This window comes from Aequorivita aurantiaca, assembly GCF_030410135.1.
Lineage (GTDB): Bacteria > Bacteroidota > Bacteroidia > Flavobacteriales > Flavobacteriaceae > Aequorivita > Aequorivita aurantiaca.
Window position 1 is genome coordinate 451,989 of sequence record NZ_JAUGQQ010000001.1, and the last position, 21,746, is coordinate 473,734.

17 protein-coding genes and 2 tRNA genes are annotated in these 21,746 nt (G+C 39.3%); 6 read left to right on the forward strand and 13 right to left on the reverse strand.

Going from position 1 to position 21,746, the window contains the following annotated elements:
• The first annotated feature begins 138 nt into the window (after positions 1–138).
• Positions 139–2,508, forward strand: a complete 2,370-nt coding sequence (locus QRD02_RS02135) for a M28 family peptidase (RefSeq protein WP_290253250.1) — start codon at positions 139–141, stop codon at positions 2,506–2,508.
• Positions 2,501–3,307: an NAD(P)H-binding protein gene (locus QRD02_RS02140; protein ID WP_290253251.1), complete on the forward strand. Its 807-nt coding sequence runs from the start codon at positions 2,501–2,503 to the stop codon at positions 3,305–3,307. Before QRD02_RS02135 ends, QRD02_RS02140 begins: the two co-directional genes overlap by 8 nt.
• Positions 3,308–3,357: 50 nt before the next feature.
• Here QRD02_RS02140 and QRD02_RS02145 read toward each other — a convergent pair whose 3' ends face one another.
• Both QRD02_RS02145 and QRD02_RS02150 read right to left on the reverse strand, forming a co-directional pair.
• Positions 3,358–5,424, reverse strand: coding sequence for a M13 family metallopeptidase (locus QRD02_RS02145; RefSeq protein ID WP_290253252.1), 2,067 nt, complete (start codon positions 5,422–5,424; stop codon positions 3,358–3,360).
• A 77-nt stretch (positions 5,425–5,501) separates the two neighbouring features.
• Entirely contained in the window at positions 5,502–6,092 is a 591-nt protein-coding gene (locus tag QRD02_RS02150; RefSeq protein WP_290253253.1) for a hypothetical protein, read from the reverse strand.
• A gap of 117 nt (positions 6,093–6,209) precedes the next feature.
• Here QRD02_RS02150 and QRD02_RS02155 point away from each other — a divergent pair, with 117 nt between their 5' ends.
• Positions 6,210–7,157 carry an NAD-dependent epimerase/dehydratase family protein gene (locus tag QRD02_RS02155; RefSeq protein ID WP_290253254.1) on the forward strand — a complete coding sequence of 316 codons (948 nt, stop codon included), beginning with the start codon at positions 6,210–6,212 and terminating at the stop codon, positions 7,155–7,157.
• A gap of 28 nt (positions 7,158–7,185) precedes the next feature.
• Here the strand turns inward: QRD02_RS02155 and QRD02_RS02160 are convergent.
• The 8 genes from QRD02_RS02160 to rseP form a co-directional block, all read right to left on the reverse strand.
• Positions 7,186–7,257: transfer RNA gene (locus QRD02_RS02160), tRNA-Arg, on the reverse strand.
• Between the two features lie 165 nt (positions 7,258–7,422).
• Positions 7,423–9,213 (reverse strand): ribonucleoside-diphosphate reductase subunit alpha, encoded by a 1,791-nt coding sequence (locus QRD02_RS02165; protein WP_290253255.1) that lies wholly within the window; start codon positions 9,211–9,213, stop codon positions 7,423–7,425.
• On the reverse strand, positions 9,214–10,488 hold the full coding sequence (locus QRD02_RS02170; RefSeq protein ID WP_290253256.1) for a ribonucleotide-diphosphate reductase subunit beta: 1,275 nt from the start codon (positions 10,486–10,488) through the stop codon (positions 9,214–9,216).
• A gap of 308 nt (positions 10,489–10,796) precedes the next feature.
• Positions 10,797–11,786 (reverse strand): DNA topoisomerase IB, encoded by a 990-nt coding sequence (locus QRD02_RS02175; protein WP_290253257.1) that lies wholly within the window; start codon positions 11,784–11,786, stop codon positions 10,797–10,799.
• Positions 11,787–11,954: 168 nt separating this feature from the next.
• A tRNA-Asn gene (locus tag QRD02_RS02180) sits at positions 11,955–12,028 on the reverse strand.
• Positions 12,029–12,187: 159 nt separating this feature from the next.
• Positions 12,188–12,922 (reverse strand): tetratricopeptide repeat protein, encoded by a 735-nt coding sequence (locus QRD02_RS02185; RefSeq protein WP_290253258.1) that lies wholly within the window; start codon positions 12,920–12,922, stop codon positions 12,188–12,190.
• Positions 12,909–13,496: an RNA polymerase sigma factor gene (locus tag QRD02_RS02190; RefSeq protein ID WP_290253259.1), complete on the reverse strand. Its 588-nt coding sequence runs from the start codon at positions 13,494–13,496 to the stop codon at positions 12,909–12,911. Before QRD02_RS02190 ends, QRD02_RS02185 begins: the two co-directional genes overlap by 14 nt.
• A 248-nt stretch (positions 13,497–13,744) precedes the next feature.
• Positions 13,745–15,076, reverse strand: coding sequence for an RIP metalloprotease RseP (gene rseP / locus QRD02_RS02195; RefSeq protein WP_290253260.1), 1,332 nt, complete (start codon positions 15,074–15,076; stop codon positions 13,745–13,747).
• Positions 15,077–15,308: 232 nt separating this feature from the next.
• On the opposite strand from rseP, the gene QRD02_RS02200 reads away from it, so the two are divergent.
• The 3 genes from QRD02_RS02200 to feoB all read left to right on the forward strand — a co-directional run bounded on the left by QRD02_RS02200 (position 15,309) and on the right by feoB (position 18,493).
• Positions 15,309–15,974 (forward strand): SCO family protein, encoded by a 666-nt coding sequence (locus QRD02_RS02200; protein WP_290253261.1) that lies wholly within the window; start codon positions 15,309–15,311, stop codon positions 15,972–15,974.
• 110 nt (positions 15,975–16,084) lie between these two features.
• The gene (locus QRD02_RS02205) at positions 16,085–16,309 is read left to right on the forward strand and encodes a FeoA family protein (protein WP_290253262.1); all 225 of its coding nucleotides are present in this window, start codon (positions 16,085–16,087) and stop codon (positions 16,307–16,309) included.
• Between the two features lie 84 nt (positions 16,310–16,393).
• Positions 16,394–18,493 (forward strand): ferrous iron transport protein B, encoded by a 2,100-nt coding sequence (gene feoB, locus QRD02_RS02210; protein WP_290253263.1) that lies wholly within the window; start codon positions 16,394–16,396, stop codon positions 18,491–18,493.
• Positions 18,494–18,902: 409 nt separating this feature from the next.
• Here the strand turns inward: feoB and QRD02_RS02215 are convergent, their stop codons facing one another.
• From QRD02_RS02215 to QRD02_RS02225, 3 genes are all read right to left on the reverse strand, one after another.
• Positions 18,903–19,319 (reverse strand): hypothetical protein, encoded by a 417-nt coding sequence (locus QRD02_RS02215; RefSeq protein WP_290253264.1) that lies wholly within the window; start codon positions 19,317–19,319, stop codon positions 18,903–18,905.
• Between the two features lie 90 nt (positions 19,320–19,409).
• Positions 19,410–20,570 carry a metal ABC transporter permease gene (locus tag QRD02_RS02220; RefSeq protein ID WP_290253265.1) on the reverse strand — a complete coding sequence of 387 codons (1,161 nt, stop codon included), beginning with the start codon at positions 20,568–20,570 and terminating at the stop codon, positions 19,410–19,412.
• Positions 20,567–21,688 carry a metal ABC transporter permease gene (locus QRD02_RS02225; RefSeq protein ID WP_290253266.1) on the reverse strand — a complete coding sequence of 374 codons (1,122 nt, stop codon included), beginning with the start codon at positions 21,686–21,688 and terminating at the stop codon, positions 20,567–20,569. The genes QRD02_RS02220 and QRD02_RS02225 overlap by 4 nt, the downstream gene beginning before the upstream one ends.
• Positions 21,689–21,746 lie beyond the last annotated feature (58 nt).

A 21,746-nucleotide genomic window follows, 5' to 3' on the forward strand; every position in this document is an offset into this window, starting at 1 on the left:
ACATTTTTATCAAATTAAAATCCTCGGCCTCCCACCTTCTTGGATTTAAGGGCTTGGCAAATGTTTTCTCCTATATTCAAAAAGCACCTAGCATTACTCAATTTATATTGTATTTTTAAACCCCTAAACTTTCCAACCATGAATAAATTCGGCGGTATTCTTTCGCTCTTGGTTATAGTTGCTATAATTTTTTACAGTTTTCACAGCTTGACTCCCCATTATGATGAGGATGAAACTGTACCTACCACAAAGTTTTCCGTTGAAAGAGCATTAAAGCCATTAATTGAAATTTCTAAAAGGCCGCATTATCTGGGTTCGCAAGGGCACGAAGAAGTAAGAAATTTTTTAATATCGGAATTACGAAATTTAGGCCTCAATCCACATATTCAAGAAGGCTTCAGCATAAATCCCGAATCCAAAACATTAACGAAGCCTATCAATATTATAGGACGCATAAAGGGTTCAGGTAATGGAAAAGCGCTATTGCTGCTCGCTCATTATGATAGTGCCCTTGTGCCTTCTTTTGGCGCGAGTGATGCCGGAAGTGGATTGGTCAGCATTCTTGAAAGCGTTCGCGCCTTTCGCGAATCCAAAAAAATACCGAAAAACGATATTATCATTCTCTTTTCCGATGCCGAAGAAATTGGGCTGGACGGGGCAAAACTATTTGTGAACGAACATCCGTGGGCAAAAAATGTTGGATTGGTTCTAAATTTTGAAGCACGTGGCACCAGCGGTCCCAGCAATATGATTCTCGAAACCAATGGCGGGAACGCAAATTTGGTAAGGGAATTCATCAACGCCAACCCAGATTTTCCGGTGGCGTCCTCGTTGATGTACAGCGTTTACAAAATGTTGCCGAACGATACCGATTCCACTGTTTTTAGGGAAGATGGCGATATCCCCAGTTTTTTCTTCGCCTTTATTGACAGCCATTTCAACTATCACACCGCCAACGACACTTATGAAAATTTAAGCCGAAACAGTCTTGCCCATCAAGGAAGTTATCTGCTTCCGCTGCTTCATTATTTTGCGAATGCTGATCTTTCAGATTTGAAGGCCGAAACAGACGATGTGTATGTAAATTTTCCGCTCTTAAAAATGATAAGCTATCCATTTTCGTGGATTTTGCCAATGCTGGTTTTAGCCGTATTGTTATTGATGGCGCTAATTGTTTATGGACTTTACCGAAGTAAATTAAATGGTAAAGCTATGGCTTTGGGTTTTGTTCCTTTTTTATTATCGCTTATTATTAGTGGCCTATTTGGTTTTTTTGGTTGGAAATTGCTTCTTACCCTGTATCCGCAATACGTCGAAATTCATCAAGGATTCACTTATAATGGTCATTGGTACATTGCTTTTTTCGTGTTGCTATCCTTGGCCATTACCTTTGGGATTTACAAAAAATTTTCAAAAAAATTCAGCGAGCCATCCTTTTATGTGGCACCGTTGGTATTTTGGCTATTGCTGAATACCGCTGTTTTTGTAGTGTTGAAGGGCGCGGCTTTCTTTATAGTTCCGGTATTTTTTGGATTAATTTCCTTTTTTATAATGCTTCGGCAGGAAAAACCGAATCTTTTGGCGATGGCACTTTTGGCAGCGCCTGCATTATTTCTTTGCGCCCCACTAATTCAGTTTTTTCCCGTTGGGCTTGGCTTAAAGATGTTGGTGATTAGTTGTGTTTTTGCGGTTATACTTTTTGCCCTACTCTGGCCAGTTTTTGGGTTTTATAAGAAAAAGGGGTTGCTTTCAGCTTTGTGTTTGCTGTTGGCAATTTTCTGCTTCATTCGGGCCCATTCAAAAAGTGATTTTTCAGAAGAAAGAAGAAAACCTAATAGTTTGGTTTATTACAAGGATGCGGATGCCAACAAGACCTATTGGCTGACCTATGATAAAAAAATTGATGAATGGACACAGCTTTATTTGGACAAGAATCCCGAGGTCGCTTCCAATGTTTTGGGTGATGCCGCCTATAATAAATATGGAGCCAATTTTAGTTTTGCCCAAGCTGCACCGGAAATAAATATCCCAGATTTTGAAGTTATCCTTGAAATGGACACCATAATTGAACCATATAGAAAAGTGAAGTTTACTATTGTTCCGAAAAGAAGCGTAAACAAAATAGATCTATACAACTTAGAAGAAACCAATTTTAAATATCTGGAATTTAATGGAAAGAATGCTTCAGGTTTGGATACGATTAAAGGCTATAGAGGCACCAAAAATAATGCGCTCATAAATTATTATGTCTCTAAAAATGACTCTCTTAAGGTGTATTTCACTGTTCAAAAGGACGCCCCCGTAACCTTTAAAGTGATGGAATATTCCTTTGATTTATTGAGCAATAATCATTTTGAAGTTAAAAGAAGACCGGCATACACCATGCCCAAACCTTTTGTGATTACTGATGCTGTTGCCGTAAAACGAACTTTTTCATTAGATTCGCTTAATATTAGAAAACAAGACACTTTAGAAGTCAATCCTCAAATTCCTCAAAAAAATGAATAAAACTATCGCCATTGCTGGCTTGGGCTGGCTTGGCCAACCATTGGCGTATCGTTTGGCATCTATGGGTTATATTGTTAAAGGTTCCGTCACAACAGTGGACAAGGCAACCTTATTGCAACAAAGCGGTTTTGATGCCTATCCTGTGGAAATATCTGAAAACGGAATAGCTGGTGAATACAAATCGCTGCTTAACAATACGGATTATTTAATTATAATGATACCACCCGGCCTTCGCAAAAACACCGGCGCAGATTACGTTTTAAAAATGGCGCATTTACTTATGGCTATAACCGAGTCCGATGTTTCGAAAATAATTTTGGTGAGCAGTACATCAGTTTACGATGATCTGCAGGGAAGAGTGACTGAAATGGACGATCCAAAACCGGCAACCATTGCGGGTAAACAATTGCGGCAAGTGGAAGAATTATTTATGAACTCTGATGAAATTGAGACCACCATTGTGCGTTTTGGAGGCTTGATGGGTGGCAATCGAAATCCTGCAAAATATTTAGCAGGCAGAAATGATTTGGCGGATGGCAATGCAGCTGTGAATCTTATTCACAGGGACGATTGCATCCAAATTTTGATTGAAATAATAAAACAGAATGCCTTCGGAAAAGTGTTCAATGCGGTAAATCCGAACCATCCCAAAAAAGCACCTTACTATATTCAAAAGGCAAAGGAACTTGGATTAAAGCCCCCAACATTTGCAGCGGCAAATCCGAACGAAACTTTCAAACAGGTTGATTCTGAGAATTTGGAATCGATATTAAAATATTCCTTTAAAACTTCCATATAAAAAAAAGGAGCTGTTAAAAGCTCCTTTTTCTTTTTATACAATAGAGTTCACTACCAAATACGAACCCTGTCCTCAGGAGCTAAATACATTGGGTCACCCTCTTTAATGTCAAAAGCTTCATAAAATGCATCAACATTCAATAATGGCTGTGTGGCACGTACCATTCCCGGGGAATGGGGATCCGTTTTCACTTGGTTGCGCAAGGCTTCGTCGCGTGATTTGGTGCGCCAAACTGTAGCCCAACTCATAAAAAATCTTTGTTCCGGTGTAAAACCGTCAATGTTTTCTGGGCGGCCATTTTCTTTGTAAAAACGTTGCAGTCCATCATATGCGCCAAGTAAGCCGCCAAGGTCGCCTATATTTTCGCCAAGAGTAAATTTCCCATTGATGAAAACGCTATCTAAAACTTCAACTTTACTGTATTGCTCTGCCAGTTTATTGCCGCGCTCTGTAAAGTTTTTAAGATCAGTCTCTGTCCACCAATTTACCAAATTTCCGTTGGCGTCAAATCGCGAACCACTGTCATCAAAAGCGTGGGAGATCTCGTGGCCGATCACGGCACCAATTCCGCCATAGTTTACTGCTTCATCTGCTTTGTAATCATAAAATGGGGGTTGGAGAATGGCCGCAGGGAAAACTATTTCATTATTGAACGGGTTGAAATAGGCATTTACCGTTTGCGGGCTCATGCCCCATTCTGTGCGGTCCACAGGTTCATCTATTTTTGAAAGATTGTCGTTAAAATTCCAGGTTTGTACTGCCACCATATTGTCATAAAATGTATTGCCAGACTTAACTTCCATTGCGGAATAGTCCTTCCATTTGTCTGGATAGCCAACCTTTACGGTAAACTTATCCAATTTTTCAATGGCTTTCACTTTGGTGCTGTCGCTCATCCATTCCAACGCATTTATACGGTCCTTATAGGCTGCGATAACGTTGGCAATCATTTTTTCGGCTTTTTGCTTTGCTTCCGGTGGAAACATTTCATCAACATACAATTTTCCCAAAGCTTCCCCAAGACTACCGTTAACAGTGGCAAGGGCTCGTTCATTTGCGGGTTTTTGTTTTTTGGTTCCGTTCAAGGTTTGACTGTAAAAATCCCAATTTGCTTTGTCAATTTCAGTAGTCAACATACTTGAGGAATTGTTTAAGGTGGACCAACGCATAACGGTTTTCCAGGTTTCAAAATCTGGCTTTGCAAACATCTGGTTTAAGGTTGCCATGTATTTTGGCTGCATCACGATAACGGTATCCATTTTTTTGGTAACGCCCATATCTTTAAATGTTGCTTCCCAATCTAGCTGTGGAAGCATTTTCTGTAATTCGTCAATGCTGCGTGGATTGTTGAAATTTCTAAAATCTCGGCTCGCAACTTTGTCCAATCTTGGGGTGGCAAGTTTTGTTTCGAATGCCAAAATAGTCTCGGCCTGTTTTCTGGCAGATTCCTCCGAATCGCCTAAAAACTGCAACATCCGTGCAATATGATCTACATATTGTTGTCTGATTTTTACAGAAGCCGGATCGGTATTAGTATAGAAATCGCGATCAGGAAGGCCCAAACCACCGGGTGTAATGTAAGCGGAATTGATTGCACTATTGTTGGGGTTGGAAAATGCTGCAAGGCCCAAAAAGGGTTGGGAAACGGCCACCGCGTCCTCGGAAAGAAGTTTTTGAAAGTCCTCCATGGAATTCATGGCTGCAATTTTCTCAAGTGTTGGTTTCAATGGGTCAATCCCTGCCTTATTTCTTGCAACAGTATCCATTTTGGATTCATAAATCATTAAAGCCTTGGCTTGATCTGTTTCGGGAGCGTATTTACCGTTTTCCTTGGCTTTTGCCAAAATGTTCAACATATCGGCATCGGTCTTTTTTCGTAAAATGGTGAATCCGGCCCAACTGGTTTGATCATCCGGAATTTCATTATTTTTCATCCAATTCCCGTTCACATAGTTGTAAAAATCTACTTTTGGACTAACTGTCGTGTCCATGTTTGCAAGAATAATCCCGTGGGGTTCGGTGTCCGCTACGGCCAAATCTGTTTTTTCCTTACAAGCGTTTGCCGCTACTACGATAACTGCTAGGGCCAACGCAGGTTTTAAAAAATTAGTTTTCATTATAAAAGTGATTGTTTAAGGTAATTATTTTGTGAAGTTTGTTTTGAATACTATAAGTTGTTCGTTCCAGTAATTTGTTACACTTTTTTGTTCTTTTTGTCCTGAAGTTCCAAGTTCAAAATGGAATCTTTATATCGCTGCTGATTTTTCAGTTCGTTTTGCTCATCTTCCTTTCTCAAAAAATCAATATTGTCCTTTTGGAATTTCTCGTTCAATTGAACAATTAAATTGGTTACGGCAAGATTCAATTCATCCATAGAATTTTGAACTTTCGAAGAATCAATACTCGGAAGATGCGCGGCCTGAAACAATAATGCAGAACGGGTTTTAAGAACCAAAAGGCGGCTATTTATGGGTTTGGTGTCCAACGTATCTGGAATGTTTTTGGTGAGCGAGTCGGAATATTGCTTGAGCAGTTCCGATCGGTTTCGTAAATCTTGATAGTTGCTTCCGTTCAAATTTTTAGCTTCAGATAAAAAATCCTCCAAAACACCCCAATGTACAGCTTGTTCCTTTGCCGGCGGGGAAAGAGGGGGAAATTGGTAATCTTCGCTACCAAAAATAATGGAGGAGTCAATGGAAGATGCAGGTTTTTGGTTTTCTTCGGAAGATTCTCCGCACGAAAAAGTGAAACCAATAATTATTATAACGGGAATTACAAATTTCATAAAAATCAAAAGTGGCACAAAGATACTGGTAATTAAACAAATGATGCACAAAATTTTTAGGCGCCCAAAGAACGCATAATATGTATATTTACACTTCCTTTTTGAAAAAACAAACGAATGAAAAAGCGGATTTTAATTATTGGTGCTTGCGGGCAAATTGGCACAGAATTGACAGTTTACTTACGGAACAAATTCGGGAAAACCAAAGTGATAGCGAGTGATATTCGCGAAGGCGATGATGCGCTTATGGCCAGCGGCCCTTTTGAAATTTTGGATGCAACAGATTATAATGCCGTAGAAGAAGTGGTGATGCGCCACGAAATTACGGATGTATATTTAATGGCGGCAATGCTTTCCGCAACGGCGGAAAAATTCCCCATGAAGGGGTGGAACCTCAATATGGATTCCTTATTTCATGTTTTGAATTTGGCAAAGGATAAAAAAATAGATAAAGTTTTCTGGCCTTCAAGCATTGCCGTTTTTGGCCCTTCAACCCCTAAAGTTGATACGCCGCAGCGAACCGTTATGGAGCCAAGTACGGTTTATGGAATTAGTAAACAAACAGGAGAACGGTGGTGCGAATATTATTACAACCGTTATGGGGTGGATGTTCGCAGCGTTCGCTATCCTGGGCTCATAAGCTATAAAACCCTTCCCGGCGGCGGCACTACGGACTATGCCGTGGATATTTACCATAAGGCCTTAAAGCATAAAAAATATATTTGTTTTTTAAAAGCCGAAACAACTTTACCCATGATGTTTATGGATGATGCCATTCAAGCCACCGTAAGCATTATGGAATCTGAAAGTGAAAAGATAAAAATTCGCAATTCCTATAATCTATCGGCAATTAGTTTCAATCCGAAGGAAATTACGGCAAGTATCCAAAAACATATACCGGAATTTACAATCAGTTATGAACCGGACTTTAGACAAGCCATTGCCGATAGCTGGCCGCAGAGCATTGATGATAGCGAAGCCCAAACCGATTGGGGCTGGAAAAGTAAAATATCACTGGATGAAATGACGAAAATAATGCTTGATAATCTACGAGATAAATATTGATTATAAGGGAACTTCTTAATTTGCTCAGTAGCCTCACCAAGAATCGAACTTGGATCTAAAGTTTAGGAAACTTCTATTCTATCCATTGAACTATGAGGCCTTATTAACTGGGCCAAATTTAAATATTTTTGAAGTTTTAAATAATTTTCTAAAGGAATATATTGATTAGAACGAAACGAAAAAAAAGGATAGGCGCCAATTTTCTCTTGGGTCTATCCTTTTTTTGTTTTGAATATCGTTGCTTTAATACAGTGTGATTCCGCATTTATGCCTCACAACTTGCACAGTCCTTTTTCTGCGCAAATTTTTGGGCCGCATTCATGCTATGCTGATAATAAAGCGATTTTAATCCGAGTTTCCACGCGGTCACATGTATTTTATTTATTTCTTTAACAGGCATTTCCGGATGCACGATAATATTTACCGATTGCCCTTGATCAATATGGTTTTGGCGATTTGCTGCCTGATAGATTAAATCTATTTGGTCTATTTCAGAATAGGTTTTAAAAACATCCTTTTCTTCATCGGTTAAAAAATCCAAATGTTGTACAGACCCGTCATAATCGCGAATATTTCGCCAAACCTCTAAAGTGTTCATTCCTTTCTCTTCCAGCAGTTGCTCTAAAAAAGGATTTTTTATGGTAGTTTTTATTTTCGCAATATCCTTTACGTAAACATTGGACCAAATAGGTTCAATTCCTTGCGAAACCTGCCCTAAAATAAAGGCTGATGAGGTGGTGGGGGCAATGGCATTTAGGGTCGCATTGCGCCTACCGTAGCCTTTCAATACAGCGGGTTCGCCAAATATCGAAGCTAATTCTTCCGAAGCTTTATAGGATTTCTCTTTTATTACCCTAAAAATCTCACTATTTAAGTCGTAGGCCTTTTGGCTGTTCAATGGTAGCATTTTGGACTGCAATAATGAATGCCATCCTAAAACCCCTAGTCCTAAAGCGCGATTTTCCTTCGCAAAGTTGTACGCTCTTTCCATAAACAAAAAGGTTTGGCGGTCCTCTCTACTTTCTGAATCACGATAAGCTTCCAGTTTTTCAATAAATTCTGTAATTACTGCATCCAGAAAATATACCATGGTTTCTACTGCATCGGTATCCTTCCATTTGTCATAATGAAGTAGGTTTACTGAAGAAAGCACACAAACGAAGGACCAATTGTCATTGGAAGGTAGCATAATTTCGGTACAAAGATTACTTGCGTGGATGGGTAGGTTTTTATCTTTATATACATCTGCCGCGAAGTTATTGGCATTGTCCTTAAAGAATATATATGGGTAGCCCATTTCGCCTCGGCGCTGGAGCACTTTTGCCCAGATGGCCCGTTTTTCTTCGTCGCCATCAACCATTTGCTGCATCCATTGGTTAGTTACCGTTACTCCGTGCGTCAATTCCTGAATTGGGTTTCCTTCGGTTCCAATCTCCAAAAACTCCATAATATCCGGGTGTTCAACTGGCAAATATGGAGAGAAACGTCCCCGCCTAACGGAGCCTTGGCTCACCACATCAACCATGGATTCAAACAATTGCATTATATGTACTGCGCCCGAAGCTTGACCATTGTTTTTAACCTCTGCGCCGCGATGCCTTATTTTTCCGAAATATCCAGAAGTACCGCCGCCAAGCTTGGACATCATTCCCACCTCGGACTGGGTGTAAAGAATATTCCCCATGTCATCGGCTATATGGGAGCCAAAACAGCTTATGGGAAGTCCTCTTTTCTTTCCGAAATTGGACCATACCGGCGATGCCAATGAGAAAAAACCATCGGACATATATTGGTAGAATTTGTCGGAATATCCAGGAATATCAAGAATTTCCTCAGCTCTATTTGCAATTTCCCGAATTCGTTCTTCCGCTGTGACCCCGGGAGCAATGTATCCGGAGGCTAAAAAGTTGCGACTGTGCTCTGTGAGCCATTCAAATCCTTGTTTTTCTTTTTCGCCGTTTTGGTGTAGCGCTTCCTTTCGGGCATTTACAAGATTATTGGTTTCAATTTTGGCTTTTGGAAGCTGGGTCTGGAGATTTAGGTCTTGGTTGTTCATTTAAAAAAGGTCATCACTGGTTATACTTTGGGTTCTTTTGCTGTAATTGATTGATCGTTTTACGAAAAAATCGCCGTGTTTGGTGCCGATAATTTCATCATCAAACCATTCGGTTTGCATTAAAAGATTTTGGTCAATCTCGAAGATTTTTTCTATTCCTATGCTTTCAAGGGATTTATTGAACCGGTTTTTTATAAATTCATTTACCACTTTCTTCGGCAGAAATTCCAATTCGCCATCCTCAAAAATCCAGTCCACAATTCTGCTTTCTGCGGTGTAGGCTTCTTTACATATTTCTTGGATCATACTGTTGTAGCCTTCATCAAACCATTCGGGGTTCTCCTGTTTTATAATCTTGATTACGTCAATTCCGAAATCACCATGTATTTGCTCTTCTTTTGAAGTGGCTTCCACAACATTTGAAATTCCCTTGAGCATATTCTTGTGCTTGTTGAAGGCCATGATTATTAGGAATTGTGAGAACAGCGAAACGTGTTCAATAAAAAGGGAGAATAATAGGATTGACTCGGCGTATTCCTTGTTGTCTTCACTTTTGGCATTTTTAAGGGCAGTTTCCAAATAGTGGACGCGCATCATGATAACAGGTTTTTTCTTCAGGTTCTGAAATTCCTCATTTAGGCCCAAAATTTCTAGCAAATGGGAATATGCGTCGTGATGGCGTACCTCACTTTCAGCGAAGGTGGCGCCCACCGAACCTATTTCCGGTTTTGGCATACGGTGGTAAAGATCGCCCCAGAAATTCTTTACCGCCACCTCAATTTGGGAAATGGCGAGCATAGTGTTTTTAATGGCAGTTTGCTCTACGGGAGAAAGACGGGTTTTGAAATCCTGAACGTCGCTGGTAAAGTTGAATTCCGTATGAATCCAATAGGAATGGCGGATGGCCGGCACATATTCGTAAAGCGCCGGATATTCATAGGGCTTTAAATTTATACGTTTTTCGAAGATATTTAATTTGCGTTTTTGGGACTGCTGGTTTCGATATAGAATGTAGCGCTTGGCCACATCAAAAAATCCGCTTTCCATCAATTTAGTTTCCACGAAATCCTGAACTTCCTCTACTGTGGGAATATATTTTTCATCGCTTTTCTTTCTGTCCAAAAGAGCGCTATAAACATTTTCAGAAATATGTTGCGCATTTTCTGGCCCACCTTGTTCTGCGGCGTTCATGGCTTTTAAAATGGCGTCTGTAATTTTTTGTAAATGAAAGGGTTTGGTGGTAAAATCTCTTTTAATAACGTGGGTAATTTCCATGGCAACGGGACTAAATATTTAGAATAAATTAGAAGTATAAATATGAAAATATAATCGACATTAATAAACGGGAAGCTAAAATTGTTGTCCAATGTTTATCAACAATTTTTTAAAATGGGATGAAAACCGAAAATTGCAGGTAATGCAAATATTCCTGGGGAATTATTCAAAAAAATGGGATGCAACAAAAAAAGCAGGAGCAGATTTTTAGGCGAATTATCCCTAAAGACAGCATTATAAAGTAAGGGGATCATTTAGAATGAACTATTTTGGGTGTTATTTCCCTTTTTGGAAATGTGTCTATTCTATTATTTTTTATTTAAACGATTGCGAAGCAAACACAAAACACCTATTTCTTCCTTTGATAAATTTTCCGCGGTTTTCAATATTTGTGTTATTTCTTTCTCAAAATATTGGAGGGTGCGGCCATTTGTATAATCATCAATAATTCTTGGGTCTATGTATGAACTTCTGGCCACTGAGGGGGTGTTTCCGAGTAGTTCAGAAACTTTGTTTACGGCTTCTTTAATGTTTTTGTCCAATTTGGCTTGTTCCTTTTTATCCACAACTCCAAGTTCGTCCAGCGCAATTGCGGCAATCATGGTGCCGGCCCAGGTTCGAAAGTCCTTTACAGAAAATTCTTCTCCCATTATTTCGTGGATGTAGGCATTAAGATCGTCACTTTTTACATCTACTACGTTGTCGTTTTCATCCAAATATTTAAAGATTTCATAGCCGGGCATTTGATCTATTTCCCGAACAATCTTGGCTAATTTTTTATCTACAATATGCTTTTCCTGTTCTTGTCCGGATTTGCCATTATATGAAAATATGAGTTCATCACCATTTATCGTCAAATGTTTGCTGCGCATTGTGGTAAGACCATAAGTGGCGTTTTCTTTTGAATATGCTTCATTGCCGGGTCTGAAAAAAGCCGATTCCAAAAGGCGAACCATGGTTGCCATAACTTTCTCACGGGTAAGTTTTCTTTTGCGCAGATGCTGTCCCGTAACCCGCCGCATATGTTCCAGCTTGTCCGCAAATTCAATAATCCTATTAAATTTTTTTGAATTCTGCCTTTCCACATATTTTGGATGATATATATATTGTTTTCGGCCCTTGGCGTCCCTTCCGGTTACCAAAAGATCTTTTTTTCTGCTTTCGCTAATTTCCACCTCCGTCCATGCGGGAGGAATAACGAGTGACTTTATCCATTCCTTGATTTCTTTATCCCTTATTGTTTTTCCATTTTCATCTTTATATGAAAAACCTTTTCCGTGTTTCTTTCGGTAGTACATAGCTTTTTTGTATTAAAAATAGAACAAATTTAATTCTTGAAACGAGACTGGTGTATAGCAATGAAGATTTAATGCATTTGTCTCTTTATTTGGCAAATATTTGATACCGTAGAAGTCACCAAAAAGAGAAAAGCCTTTACATTTCTGTAAAGGCTTTCTCTAACTAAGCTCCTCCTCTTGGGCTCGAACCAAGGACCCTCTGATTAACAGTCAGATGCTCTAACCAACTGAGCTAAGGAGGAATTTATTTTTTGCCCTTCCAATGATTTGCCATCGGAAGCTAACGTTAATTAGCGAAGGCGGGTGCAAATATACCTATTTTTTAATTTCATCAAAATAAAAAATAAAACTTTCTCATTTTCTTTTTTGGATGGTTGTGGAACATAATTGCCTTCAATATATTATAGGGCATTTATTTCCTTGAGCAGTACCAAATTAGCGGGAGAATTACTTTTTGAAAGTACCTGTTTTGCCGCGTCTATCCTGTCTTCTTTCAAAAGCGCCAGTGCAAGATAATATTGAGCATCATCATAAAATGCACTTTCTGGCTTGTCCTGTGTTGCTTGTAGATATTTTCTTGCCTGTCGGGCATTGCCATTTGCCAAATTCGCAACACCTAGAAAATAAACCACGGTGTCATTCTCAGGATTAGCGGCATACAAGGTTTCCCAGCGTAAAATAGCTTCGTTATATTCTTCACGTTTATAATTCACCATACCATAATAAAATTCATAGTTGGAGGTGGTGCTCATAGTGGTAGGTAATCCTGGATCCGGTTTAAAATGTGTCGCAAAAACTTTTTGGGGGGAATTCCCACTGCTCAAAATGGCCCAAGTGCTAACTGAAATGAGGATTAAAAATGAGGCGGCTAATGCCAACCAGCCTGCAGATAGCCAATTTTTTTCTGGCACCGATATTATTTGGGAATGGAAACTGTCCATTTCTCTTTTTAGGGCTTGTTCCTCAACGGCAACTATTAATGCTTTTTGTTCATGAACCATTTCACGAAAATCTGGAAAAAGCTTCATTTGTTGCTCAAAATCTGCACGGGCGTTCGAGTCCAGTCTATCTAGAAGATAATCATCAATAAGCTCTTGCTTTTTTTGATGTTCCTGAATATTTTTATTTGAATCCATGGGGGATAGTTTGAGTCAATTTCCTTAGTTGTTCCTGGCAGCGGTATTTTGCATTTCTCGCCGAAGCTTCATCCATCGTCATTATTTCTGCTATTTCCTTAAAGGATTTTCTTTCATAGTAGAAAAGTTTCATCAGTAGCTGACAACGATCACCAAGTTGGCTTATAGAATCCAAAATGATTTTTATTTTTTGGTTTTTTGTTTCGTTCTCATCAACATCGGGCTGTTCATATTCAATATCCCGATTGATGAAGGTGGTATTTTTATATTTTACGGACCGAACATGGTCCAGCCATTTGTATTTGGCGATCTTAAAAAGATATCCATGGATAGCGGTTTCGCTTTCCGAAGAAAATTTATTTTCCTTTATATTTCGCCACATTGTCACAAATGCTTCTTGATAAACATCCTTTGCCTGCTGTTCGTCGCCGCTGTTTTTCAATACGTAGCGTTTCACCTTAACAAAGTTCGTTTGGTATAAATCCTCAAGGGTAGTCGCATCATTTTGTTTAATGAGCTCCACCGTATTGTTCAATGGCAAATGGTTATCATTTTTGTTGCTGATTTTGTGCATGGGATTTTAAAACAATATAGAAAGATACAATTTATCCTCCACGGTTTTAAAATTTTTGAACAACTTCGAGTAAAGTGAAATGATTTTTTGTTTAATTCAAACTCTGTCAATCCTTATTTTGTTGTTCCCATTGCCGGAAAAATTAGCTTCGCCATTTTTACAACATCGGAATGCAAGTGGAAGTATCATCACTTTGAAAAAAAATACTCGGGTTTTGGGCCCGAGTATTTTCTGATACATATTTTATGCTATTGAAATAGCCATCGGTAAATGTCGTTTCCGTTTGCGAACAGAACAAGGGCTATCAAAATGAAGAATCCTACCATTTGGGCATATTCCATAAATTTATCGTTCGGTTTTCTTCCCGTTATCATTTCATATAAAAGAAACATTACGTGCCCACCGTCCAAGGCTGGTATGGGAAGGATGTTCATAAAGGCTAGAATAATTGAAATTAAGGCCGTGGTGGCCCAAAAACTCTGCCAGTCCCAAACGTCGGGAAAAAGATTTCCGATAGCGCCAAAACCACCAACCTGGGTCGCGCCTTTTTTGGTGAAAACGTATTTAAATTGCTTAACATAATCTTTCAGTGTATTGAAACCGAAGCCAATGCCGCCAACAATACTTTCGCCAAGGGAATAGGTTATTTCAGTTTGCCCCAACTGGGAAATAACTTCTTCCTTTGAAAAAGTGATTCCGAATGTTCCTTTTTCATCGGGCGTCAGTTTTAAGGTGTCCCTTTGATTGCCTCTTTCAATAATCAATGTATTTTCCTTGTCCTTATTGGCTTTTGCTATTCTTTCGAATTCATCTAAATATTGTACGTTTTGGCCATTCACAGCCACTATTTTATCTGACTTTTGCAATCCTGCTTTTTGGGCAGGGAAATTTTCCCAAACGGAGTCCAAAACAATGGTTTGTCTTGGAACAAAAGGAAAATGAGAATCATTCTGAAACATTTTTGTGCCCGCATCCTCGGGAACTGAAATAGTTTCAACCGTCCCGTCACCACGTTTCACTGTTACTTTTGATACATCGCGCAGCAATATATAGCGGTTGATGTCCATCACATCCTCCAGGGGTTCCCCGTTTACGCTCAATATGAGGTCGCCGTCCCGAAAACCATACTCCCTAAATTGTTCTGTTACTGCAAAACCTTGTGGAATGTCCTCATTGGAAGTAATATCTCTTCCATAGAAATAGAGGATGCCCATATAAATTACGAACCCCACAATAATATTCACAGTAACCCCACCAAGCATAATAATAAGACGCTGCCAGGCCGGCTTGCTTCGGAATTCCCAAGGCTGCGGTGGTCCCGCCATTTGTTCCTTGTCCATGCTTTCATCTATCATTCCGGCTATTTTTACGTAACCGCCCAATGGCAACCACCCAATTCCATAAACGGTTTCGCCTATTTTCTTTTTGAACAGGGAAAATTTCACGTCAAAGAAGAGATAGAATTTTTCAACCCGGGTCTTAAATAGTTTGGCAGGTATAAAATGTCCCAATTCGTGGAGCACAATAAGTAGGGAAAGGCTTAATAGAAGTTGTATAGCTTTAACAGCGAATGGTGTCATAGGTTTTATGGTTATTTTTTAATAGTCTCGATATTAAATGGCTTGTTACTGAAATCGAGGCGAAATTGAATGATTGCCGTTTCTGTTTTTGGCAAAAAAATCGCACAAAAGTAACCTTTTAGGCCGTGCAAAAAAAATAAGCCGAAAAGTATATGCCCCAAAAGGACAATTTTTTAGAGTGTTTGAGTTTCGTTTAAATTAATTAGGGGCTATTTTTGCGAAAAAATTCATCATGATAGATTTCTTTAGGAAATATAAATTCTTTGCAATTTTCCTTTTAATCCTTTCTGCAATTATAATTACAGTTATTTATCAAATAATGATTCCGAAAAAATTCTTGAAAATCTACCAACCTGCAGATGTTTCGGCTGAATTGGTTGATACTACCCTTCACTACGTAAAAAAATATCATACCATAGCGGACTTCAATCTCACCAATCAAAATGGGAAATTCATAACTCAGGAAAACTATCGGGACAAAATTTATGTTGCGGATTTCTTCTTTACAACCTGTCAGACCATTTGCCCCATAATGACGGATAATATGGCCCAATTGCAGAAAAACTTGAAAGATGACGATGAGGTTTTGCTCCTTTCCCATACAGTAACTCCCGAAATTGACTCCGTTGCGCAACTTAAAAAATATGCACTAGAGAAAGGGGTAAACGACGCAAAATGGAATTTGGTAACGGGCGATAAAAAGGAAATTTATGATTTGGCGCGAAAATCATATCTGGTCGCGAAGGATGTGCCATACTCAGAAAATGATTTAGTGCATACCGAAAATTTTGTACTTGTTGACAAAAAAAAGCGAATTCGTGGCTTTTATGATGGAACCGATTCTGCAGCCATAGAAAAATTGTTGGAGGATATCCAAATCCTTAAAATGGAAGAATAGCTTGCGTCAGTTCCAAAATTCGGTGATAATCGAAATATTTTGAAAGGACTTTTCCCACGTCCTTTTTTTCCTTTACTTTTGCGTTGTTTAAAATCAATCTAAATAAAAAGATGGTTACAATTGCCTCCTTGAAAAAAGGGCAGCGCGGCATTATAAAGGAATTCTCCGTAGATGTTGTGCCCTTAAAACTTTTGGAAATGGGTTGCCTCCCGGGCAATGAGGTTTCGTTGGTGCAGATAGCGCCATTCAACGATCCGTTATATTTAAATATTAATGGCAGCCACCTTGCAATCAGAAAAGAAACTGCAAGTATGATTGAAATTGAAATAATTTAATAATAATATTTCCAATTATTGAAGTCTTCTAAAGCTTCAATACTTCTGGAACCGAAATCGCCGGTTATTGAGCGAAGCCTAAATATGGCAAAACATATTAATGTCGCACTTATTGGAAACCCCAACACCGGAAAAACCTCAGTGTTTAACCGACTTACGGGGATGAACCAAAAGGTGGGAAACTATCCCGGAATTACTGTTGAAAAAAAACAGGGCGTCTTCAAGTTTGGCCGAGCCTCCAAAGTACATCTACTTGATTTACCAGGTACTTACAGTTTGAACGCATCATCCATTGATGAGAATGTTGTGATTGAACTTCTTTTGAATAAAAATGACAAGGATTTTCCCGATGTTGCCGTTGTCGTGGCGGATATTGAAAACCTGAAACGCAATTTACTCCTCTTCACCCAGATTAAAGATTTGGGAATACCCACAATTCTGGCAATTAACATGGCAGATAGAATGAAGCGTAAAGCCATTTCGCTGGACGTTGAGTTACTTGAGGAAAAACTCAATACCAAAATTGCATTAATTAGTTCCAGAAAAAATGTGGGATTTGATTATTTAAAGCAATTGATAGAGGATTACAAACATCTTTCCACAAAACCAAGTTTGAACGCCTCAAACATTTCCCCTGAATATTTTGACAGGCTGAGAAAGGCGTTCCCAAACCAAGATCTTTACAAGCTTTGGCTGGTGATAACACAGGACGTAAATTTCGGGAAGTTGGACCGGAAGGAATTGAAAGGAGTAGCGTCTTTCCAAACGGAATCGGTCAGTAATCTTAAACGTCTTCAGCAGAAGGAAACTGTGGCCCGCTATCAATTTATCAATGAAACCTTAAAAGAAACCCTTCACATTGACAGTGCAAATGCCAAGGATTTGAGAAGTCGACTTGATAGGGTTTTAACCCACAAAATTTGGGGATACGTGATTTTTTTCGGCATATTGCTTTTGATTTTTCAGGCAATATTTGATTGGAGTGCCTATCCAATGGATTTTATTGACAGCACTTTTGCCTCCATGAGCGAATGGGCCAAAAATACCCTTCCGCCAGGTGATTTTTCTAACTTGATAGCTGAAGGAATAATTCCCGGCTTGGGCGGGATTGTTATTTTCATTCCTCAGATTGCCTTTCTTTTCCTTTTCATTTCAATTCTCGAGGAAACGGGATATATGAGTCGGGTGGTTTTTCTGATGGACCGTATTATGCGCAGGTTCGGGCTGAGCGGCAAAAGTATTGTGCCATTAGTGGCCGGTACCGCATGTGCCATTCCAGCAATTATGGCAACGCGCAACATTGAAAACTGGAAGGAGCGGTTGATTACTATTCTCGTTACCCCTTTCACAACGTGTTCTGCGCGTTTGCCGGTTTACTTAATAATTATTTCATTGGTAATTCCCGATGATCGGGTTTTAGGAATTTTCAGTTTACAAGGGCTTACCTTAATGTTTATGTATATTTTGGGGTTCGCTGCCGCTATTCTTTCAGCATATCTTTTGGATAAAATTTTGAAAATACGCTCCAAAAGTTTTTTTGTGGTGGAAATGCCAAATTATAAAATTCCACTTCCAAAAAATGTTTTGATAACCGTTGTAGAGAAGACCAAAGCCTTCGTTTATGGTGCAGGGAAAATAATTTTGGCCATCTCGGTTATTCTTTGGGTCTTGGCATCCTACGGCCCAGGTGATTTTAATAATGCCGAAACAATTGTGCAGGAAAGATATGCACAACAAAACCTGTCCGATGAAGAGTTTGAAATGCACGTTGATTCCTATAAATTGGAAAATTCCTATATCGGCCATGTGGGCCACGCCATTGAACCAGCGGTAAGGCCTTTAGGCTACGATTGGAAAATAGGCATCGCATTGATCAGTTCCTTTGCCGCGCGTGAAGTTTTTGTAGGAACCCTAGCCACCATTTATAGCGTGGGGAGCGAAGATGAGCAAACCATAAAAAGCAGAATGGCCGCAGAACGCAATCCTATTTTGGGAGGACCGCTCTTTAATTTTGCGAGTGGCGTTTCATTACTGTTGTTTTATGCTTTTGCAATGCAATGCATGAGTACGTTGGCTATCGTAAAAAGAGAAACCAACAGTTGGAAATGGCCCTTATGGCAATTGGTGGTTATGAGCGCTATTGCTTATGTGGTTGCCTTGGCGGCCTATCAATTATTGAAATAAGAACATATACAATCAATTTTATGCAATCTATATTAGTATTAATAACATTCGTTTGTGCAGTGGGATTTTTGATCACGAAATTTGTTTGGAATCCATTTAAAGGAAATAAAAAACGGATAGGATCTAAAGTTAACGACCACTCGGACTGTGGTAAATGTAGCCTTCATTAAAAATTGAAAGGACTCCATCATTACTTTTTTGAAGCCTAAATTCATTTGTGGTATGAAGGCGTTTTGAGTACCTTTGTCTTATGCAAACAATATTGGTTTTAGTAACGTTTTTGTTGGCCGCAGGCTTTTTGCTTAAAAAGTTTGTCTGGAATCCTATTTTTGAATCGCGCAGAACCTCAATGGGTACCTTGGATGGTGAAAAAACCAAATGTGGCAAAAAAGATTGTGGCTGCCATTGATTATTTATTTTGCTCCTCGCAAACCAATAACACATAATCTTTTATTTTTCCCGCTGTCTTTGAATTAGGGTACGGTTTTAAAGACAAGCCATTTATGGCGAAAACATTGGAACTATAAAGATTGGTGTTTTTTTCTTCTCCGGGCCTAATTTCTCCAAAGGTTAAAAGTTTTTCCTCAGTTTTTCCATTCGCGGTTACTTTCGTCTTAACAATGGCACGGCCTGCCCAGATACAGTCCACACCTTCCGGACACCTGGAATCTTCCACTACTTCCATAAATGTTATGGAAACATCTTTTAAAATAATAGTTTCCCCTTTAGGGATTTTAACTGCAATTTTGGGAGTTTCGGCGGAATCCTTTTGCCCGAAAGCAAATGAAGAAAAAAGAATGAGCAGTGTTACGAGAGAATATTTCATTGGAAAGTTTTTTTCAATTTTAAAGATACTATAAAATTTAGTGTCATAAAAAAGTAATTAACAATCGTCCTCTAATAATGGTATATTCCATTACCCTCGAAAAAGAAAGAAATCCTCTTTCATGGGTTCTATTTTTTCATCTTTATTGCTTAGGATGTATTGAAGCGATTTTTCAGTAAAGAGCAAGCCTTTTGGCGTAAGTAGAACTATGTTGTTCCTAATTTCCACAAGATTATTTTTTTCGGCCAAATCCAATACTGTTTTGGCGCGTACCGCATGCCAATTTATATGTTCCTGTAAGTGATTTATGTGTCTTTCACTTTCTTCTTCATGTCGGTTTAAGTGTAGCAATAAAGTAATTAATGAAACTTCAACACGTTGTTGCTTTTGCCTATAAAGTACTGAAATGAGGCCTTTTTTGGGTGCGAAAAGGTAGACGAACAAAAATATAGCCCCCAAGGTTGTAGCGATGGATCCCGAAATGGATGCATCTAAGAGGTTCGCGACCCAATAACCTGATATTGCTGAAAGAACGCCAAATAATAAAGATAGCAATATCATTTTTTTTAAATCTTCCGTAAGCATATAGGCTGTTGCCGCAGGAGCGATCATTAAGGCTACAACCAAAATTGCGCCCACGGCATCAAAGGCACCCACTACCGTTATGGAAGAAACTGACATTAGTCCATAATGCATCACCACAGGTGAGATACCCAAAACTGATGAAAGGCCGGCATCAAAAGTGCTGATTTTTAATTCCTTAAAAAACAGCAATAGTAGAATAATGGTAGCCAAAAGGATACTTCCCATTACCCAGAGCGATTTGGGTCCTAAATCTGTCCCGTTCATCATCAATCTATCAAATGGTGCAAAGGCCAGTTCGCCGAGCAATACGGCATCAACATCCAAATGCACATCATTCGCATTTTTTGAAATTAATATAACCCCAATACTAAATAATGCGGGAAAAACCAAACCTATGGCTGTGTCTTCTTTCACCAAGCCCGTTTTTTGTATGAACTCGACCAGCACAACCGTAATTACTCCCGTAAATGCGGCCAAAAGAATGAGCAGCGGAGAGTTTAAATCTTGGGTAAGGAAAAACCCCAAAACAATTCCCGGAAGTATGGAATGGCTTATGGCATCACTGATAAGCGCCATTTTCCGAAGTACTAAAAATACCCCAGGAATAGCGCAGGCCATTGCTACAATAGCCGCAATTAATTGTATTTCAATTTGCGGATGGCTCATTGACTGCTTTTTTGGTTATAGATTTCCTGCGCCTGTTTATAGCCTTTTGCTGTCATGGCCCATTGTTGCCCCTGTATAGTTATCCATCCCTCATTTTCCAGTTTTTGCAGCGATCCTCGGGTGTAGCCCTGAAAATTATTGAGAATTCGAATGGCGTGTGGATGTGAAATATTTTCGTGTTCCAGCGCTATTCCGTACATAAACTGTAGGGTCTTGAACAATTTCATATCGGCACGATTTTTTCGCAAGCGGATTTCCCGAAAAAGGATGCCTCTTGTTGGTGAAAATATAAATGAGAATAAAACAAAAACTCCAGCCACTAAAACTATCACCGGTCCGGTGGAAAGGTTATTTTGGCTCGCGCTGATTGCTGTTCCCAATACCCCTGAAACTGCACCAATTATGGCAGCAAGTAAAATCATTATGCTCAAATTGTTTGTCCATTGGCGTGCGGCTGCGGCAGGCGCCAGCAAAATTGCGCTCATTAGCACTACACCCACAGTTTGTAAGCCTAAAACAATGGCCAAAACAATCAGGAATGTAATTAGCACATCAATAAATTTTGTATTGAATCCAAGGGTTTTGGTATATTCTGCATCAAAAAGTAGAATTTTGAATTCCTTCCAAAAAAGCAACATTACGAAAAGGGAAATAGCTGTTATTATGATCATCAATAAAACATCACTTTCCAAAAGAGTAGCTGCCTGACCAAAAAGATATTTATCCAGTCCAGCTTGGTTGGCATTAGGTTGTTTTTGGATAAAGGTGAGCAGCAACATTCCGAAGCCGAAAAAAACAGAAAGAATCAACCCCAGTGCGGTATCACTTTTTAAATGTGTTTTGTTTGTAATTCCTCTAATCCAAAAAGTTCCTACTAAACCGCTCACCAAAGCCCCCATTAAAAGAACGCCGGAATCTTTGGCGCCGGTAATCAGAAATGCCAAAGCAATACCGGGAAGCGCCGCGTGGGAAATAGCATCGCCCAACAAACTTTGTTTCCGCAAAACTGCGAAACTTCCGAGCATTCCACAGATAGCGCCAAGAACCGCTGTTCCTAGGGTTATTGTGCGCAGCGTATAATCTGTCCACAGTAAGTTGAAATATTCCGTTATTGACATAATGCTAATTTGATTTCAATTGATAAAGTATTGGGGGAATGGATTTTCGCCTCTGCAC

Coding starts and splice junctions, on each gene's coding strand:
- QRD02_RS02135 (WP_290253250.1), top strand. CDS start 139: ATGAATAAATTCGGCGGTATTCTTTCGCTCTTGGTTATAGTTGCTATA.
- QRD02_RS02140 (WP_290253251.1), top strand. CDS start 2,501: ATGAATAAAACTATCGCCATTGCTGGCTTGGGCTGGCTTGGCCAACCA.
- QRD02_RS02145 (WP_290253252.1), bottom strand. CDS start 5,424: ATGAAAACTAATTTTTTAAAACCTGCGTTGGCCCTAGCAGTTATCGTA.
- QRD02_RS02150 (WP_290253253.1), bottom strand. CDS start 6,092: ATGAAATTTGTAATTCCCGTTATAATAATTATTGGTTTCACTTTTTCG.
- QRD02_RS02155 (WP_290253254.1), top strand. CDS start 6,210: ATGAAAAAGCGGATTTTAATTATTGGTGCTTGCGGGCAAATTGGCACA.
- QRD02_RS02165 (WP_290253255.1), bottom strand. CDS start 9,213: ATGAACAACCAAGACCTAAATCTCCAGACCCAGCTTCCAAAAGCCAAA.
- QRD02_RS02170 (WP_290253256.1), bottom strand. CDS start 10,488: ATGGAAATTACCCACGTTATTAAAAGAGATTTTACCACCAAACCCTTT.
- QRD02_RS02175 (WP_290253257.1), bottom strand. CDS start 11,786: ATGTACTACCGAAAGAAACACGGAAAAGGTTTTTCATATAAAGATGAA.
- QRD02_RS02185 (WP_290253258.1), bottom strand. CDS start 12,922: ATGGATTCAAATAAAAATATTCAGGAACATCAAAAAAAGCAAGAGCTT.
- QRD02_RS02190 (WP_290253259.1), bottom strand. CDS start 13,496: ATGCACAAAATCAGCAACAAAAATGATAACCATTTGCCATTGAACAAT.
- rseP (WP_290253260.1), bottom strand. CDS start 15,076: ATGACACCATTCGCTGTTAAAGCTATACAACTTCTATTAAGCCTTTCC.
- QRD02_RS02200 (WP_290253261.1), top strand. CDS start 15,309: ATGATAGATTTCTTTAGGAAATATAAATTCTTTGCAATTTTCCTTTTA.
- QRD02_RS02205 (WP_290253262.1), top strand. CDS start 16,085: ATGGTTACAATTGCCTCCTTGAAAAAAGGGCAGCGCGGCATTATAAAG.
- feoB (WP_290253263.1), top strand. CDS start 16,394: ATGGCAAAACATATTAATGTCGCACTTATTGGAAACCCCAACACCGGA.
- QRD02_RS02215 (WP_290253264.1), bottom strand. CDS start 19,319: ATGAAATATTCTCTCGTAACACTGCTCATTCTTTTTTCTTCATTTGCT.
- QRD02_RS02220 (WP_290253265.1), bottom strand. CDS start 20,570: ATGAGCCATCCGCAAATTGAAATACAATTAATTGCGGCTATTGTAGCA.
- QRD02_RS02225 (WP_290253266.1), bottom strand. CDS start 21,688: ATGTCAATAACGGAATATTTCAACTTACTGTGGACAGATTATACGCTG.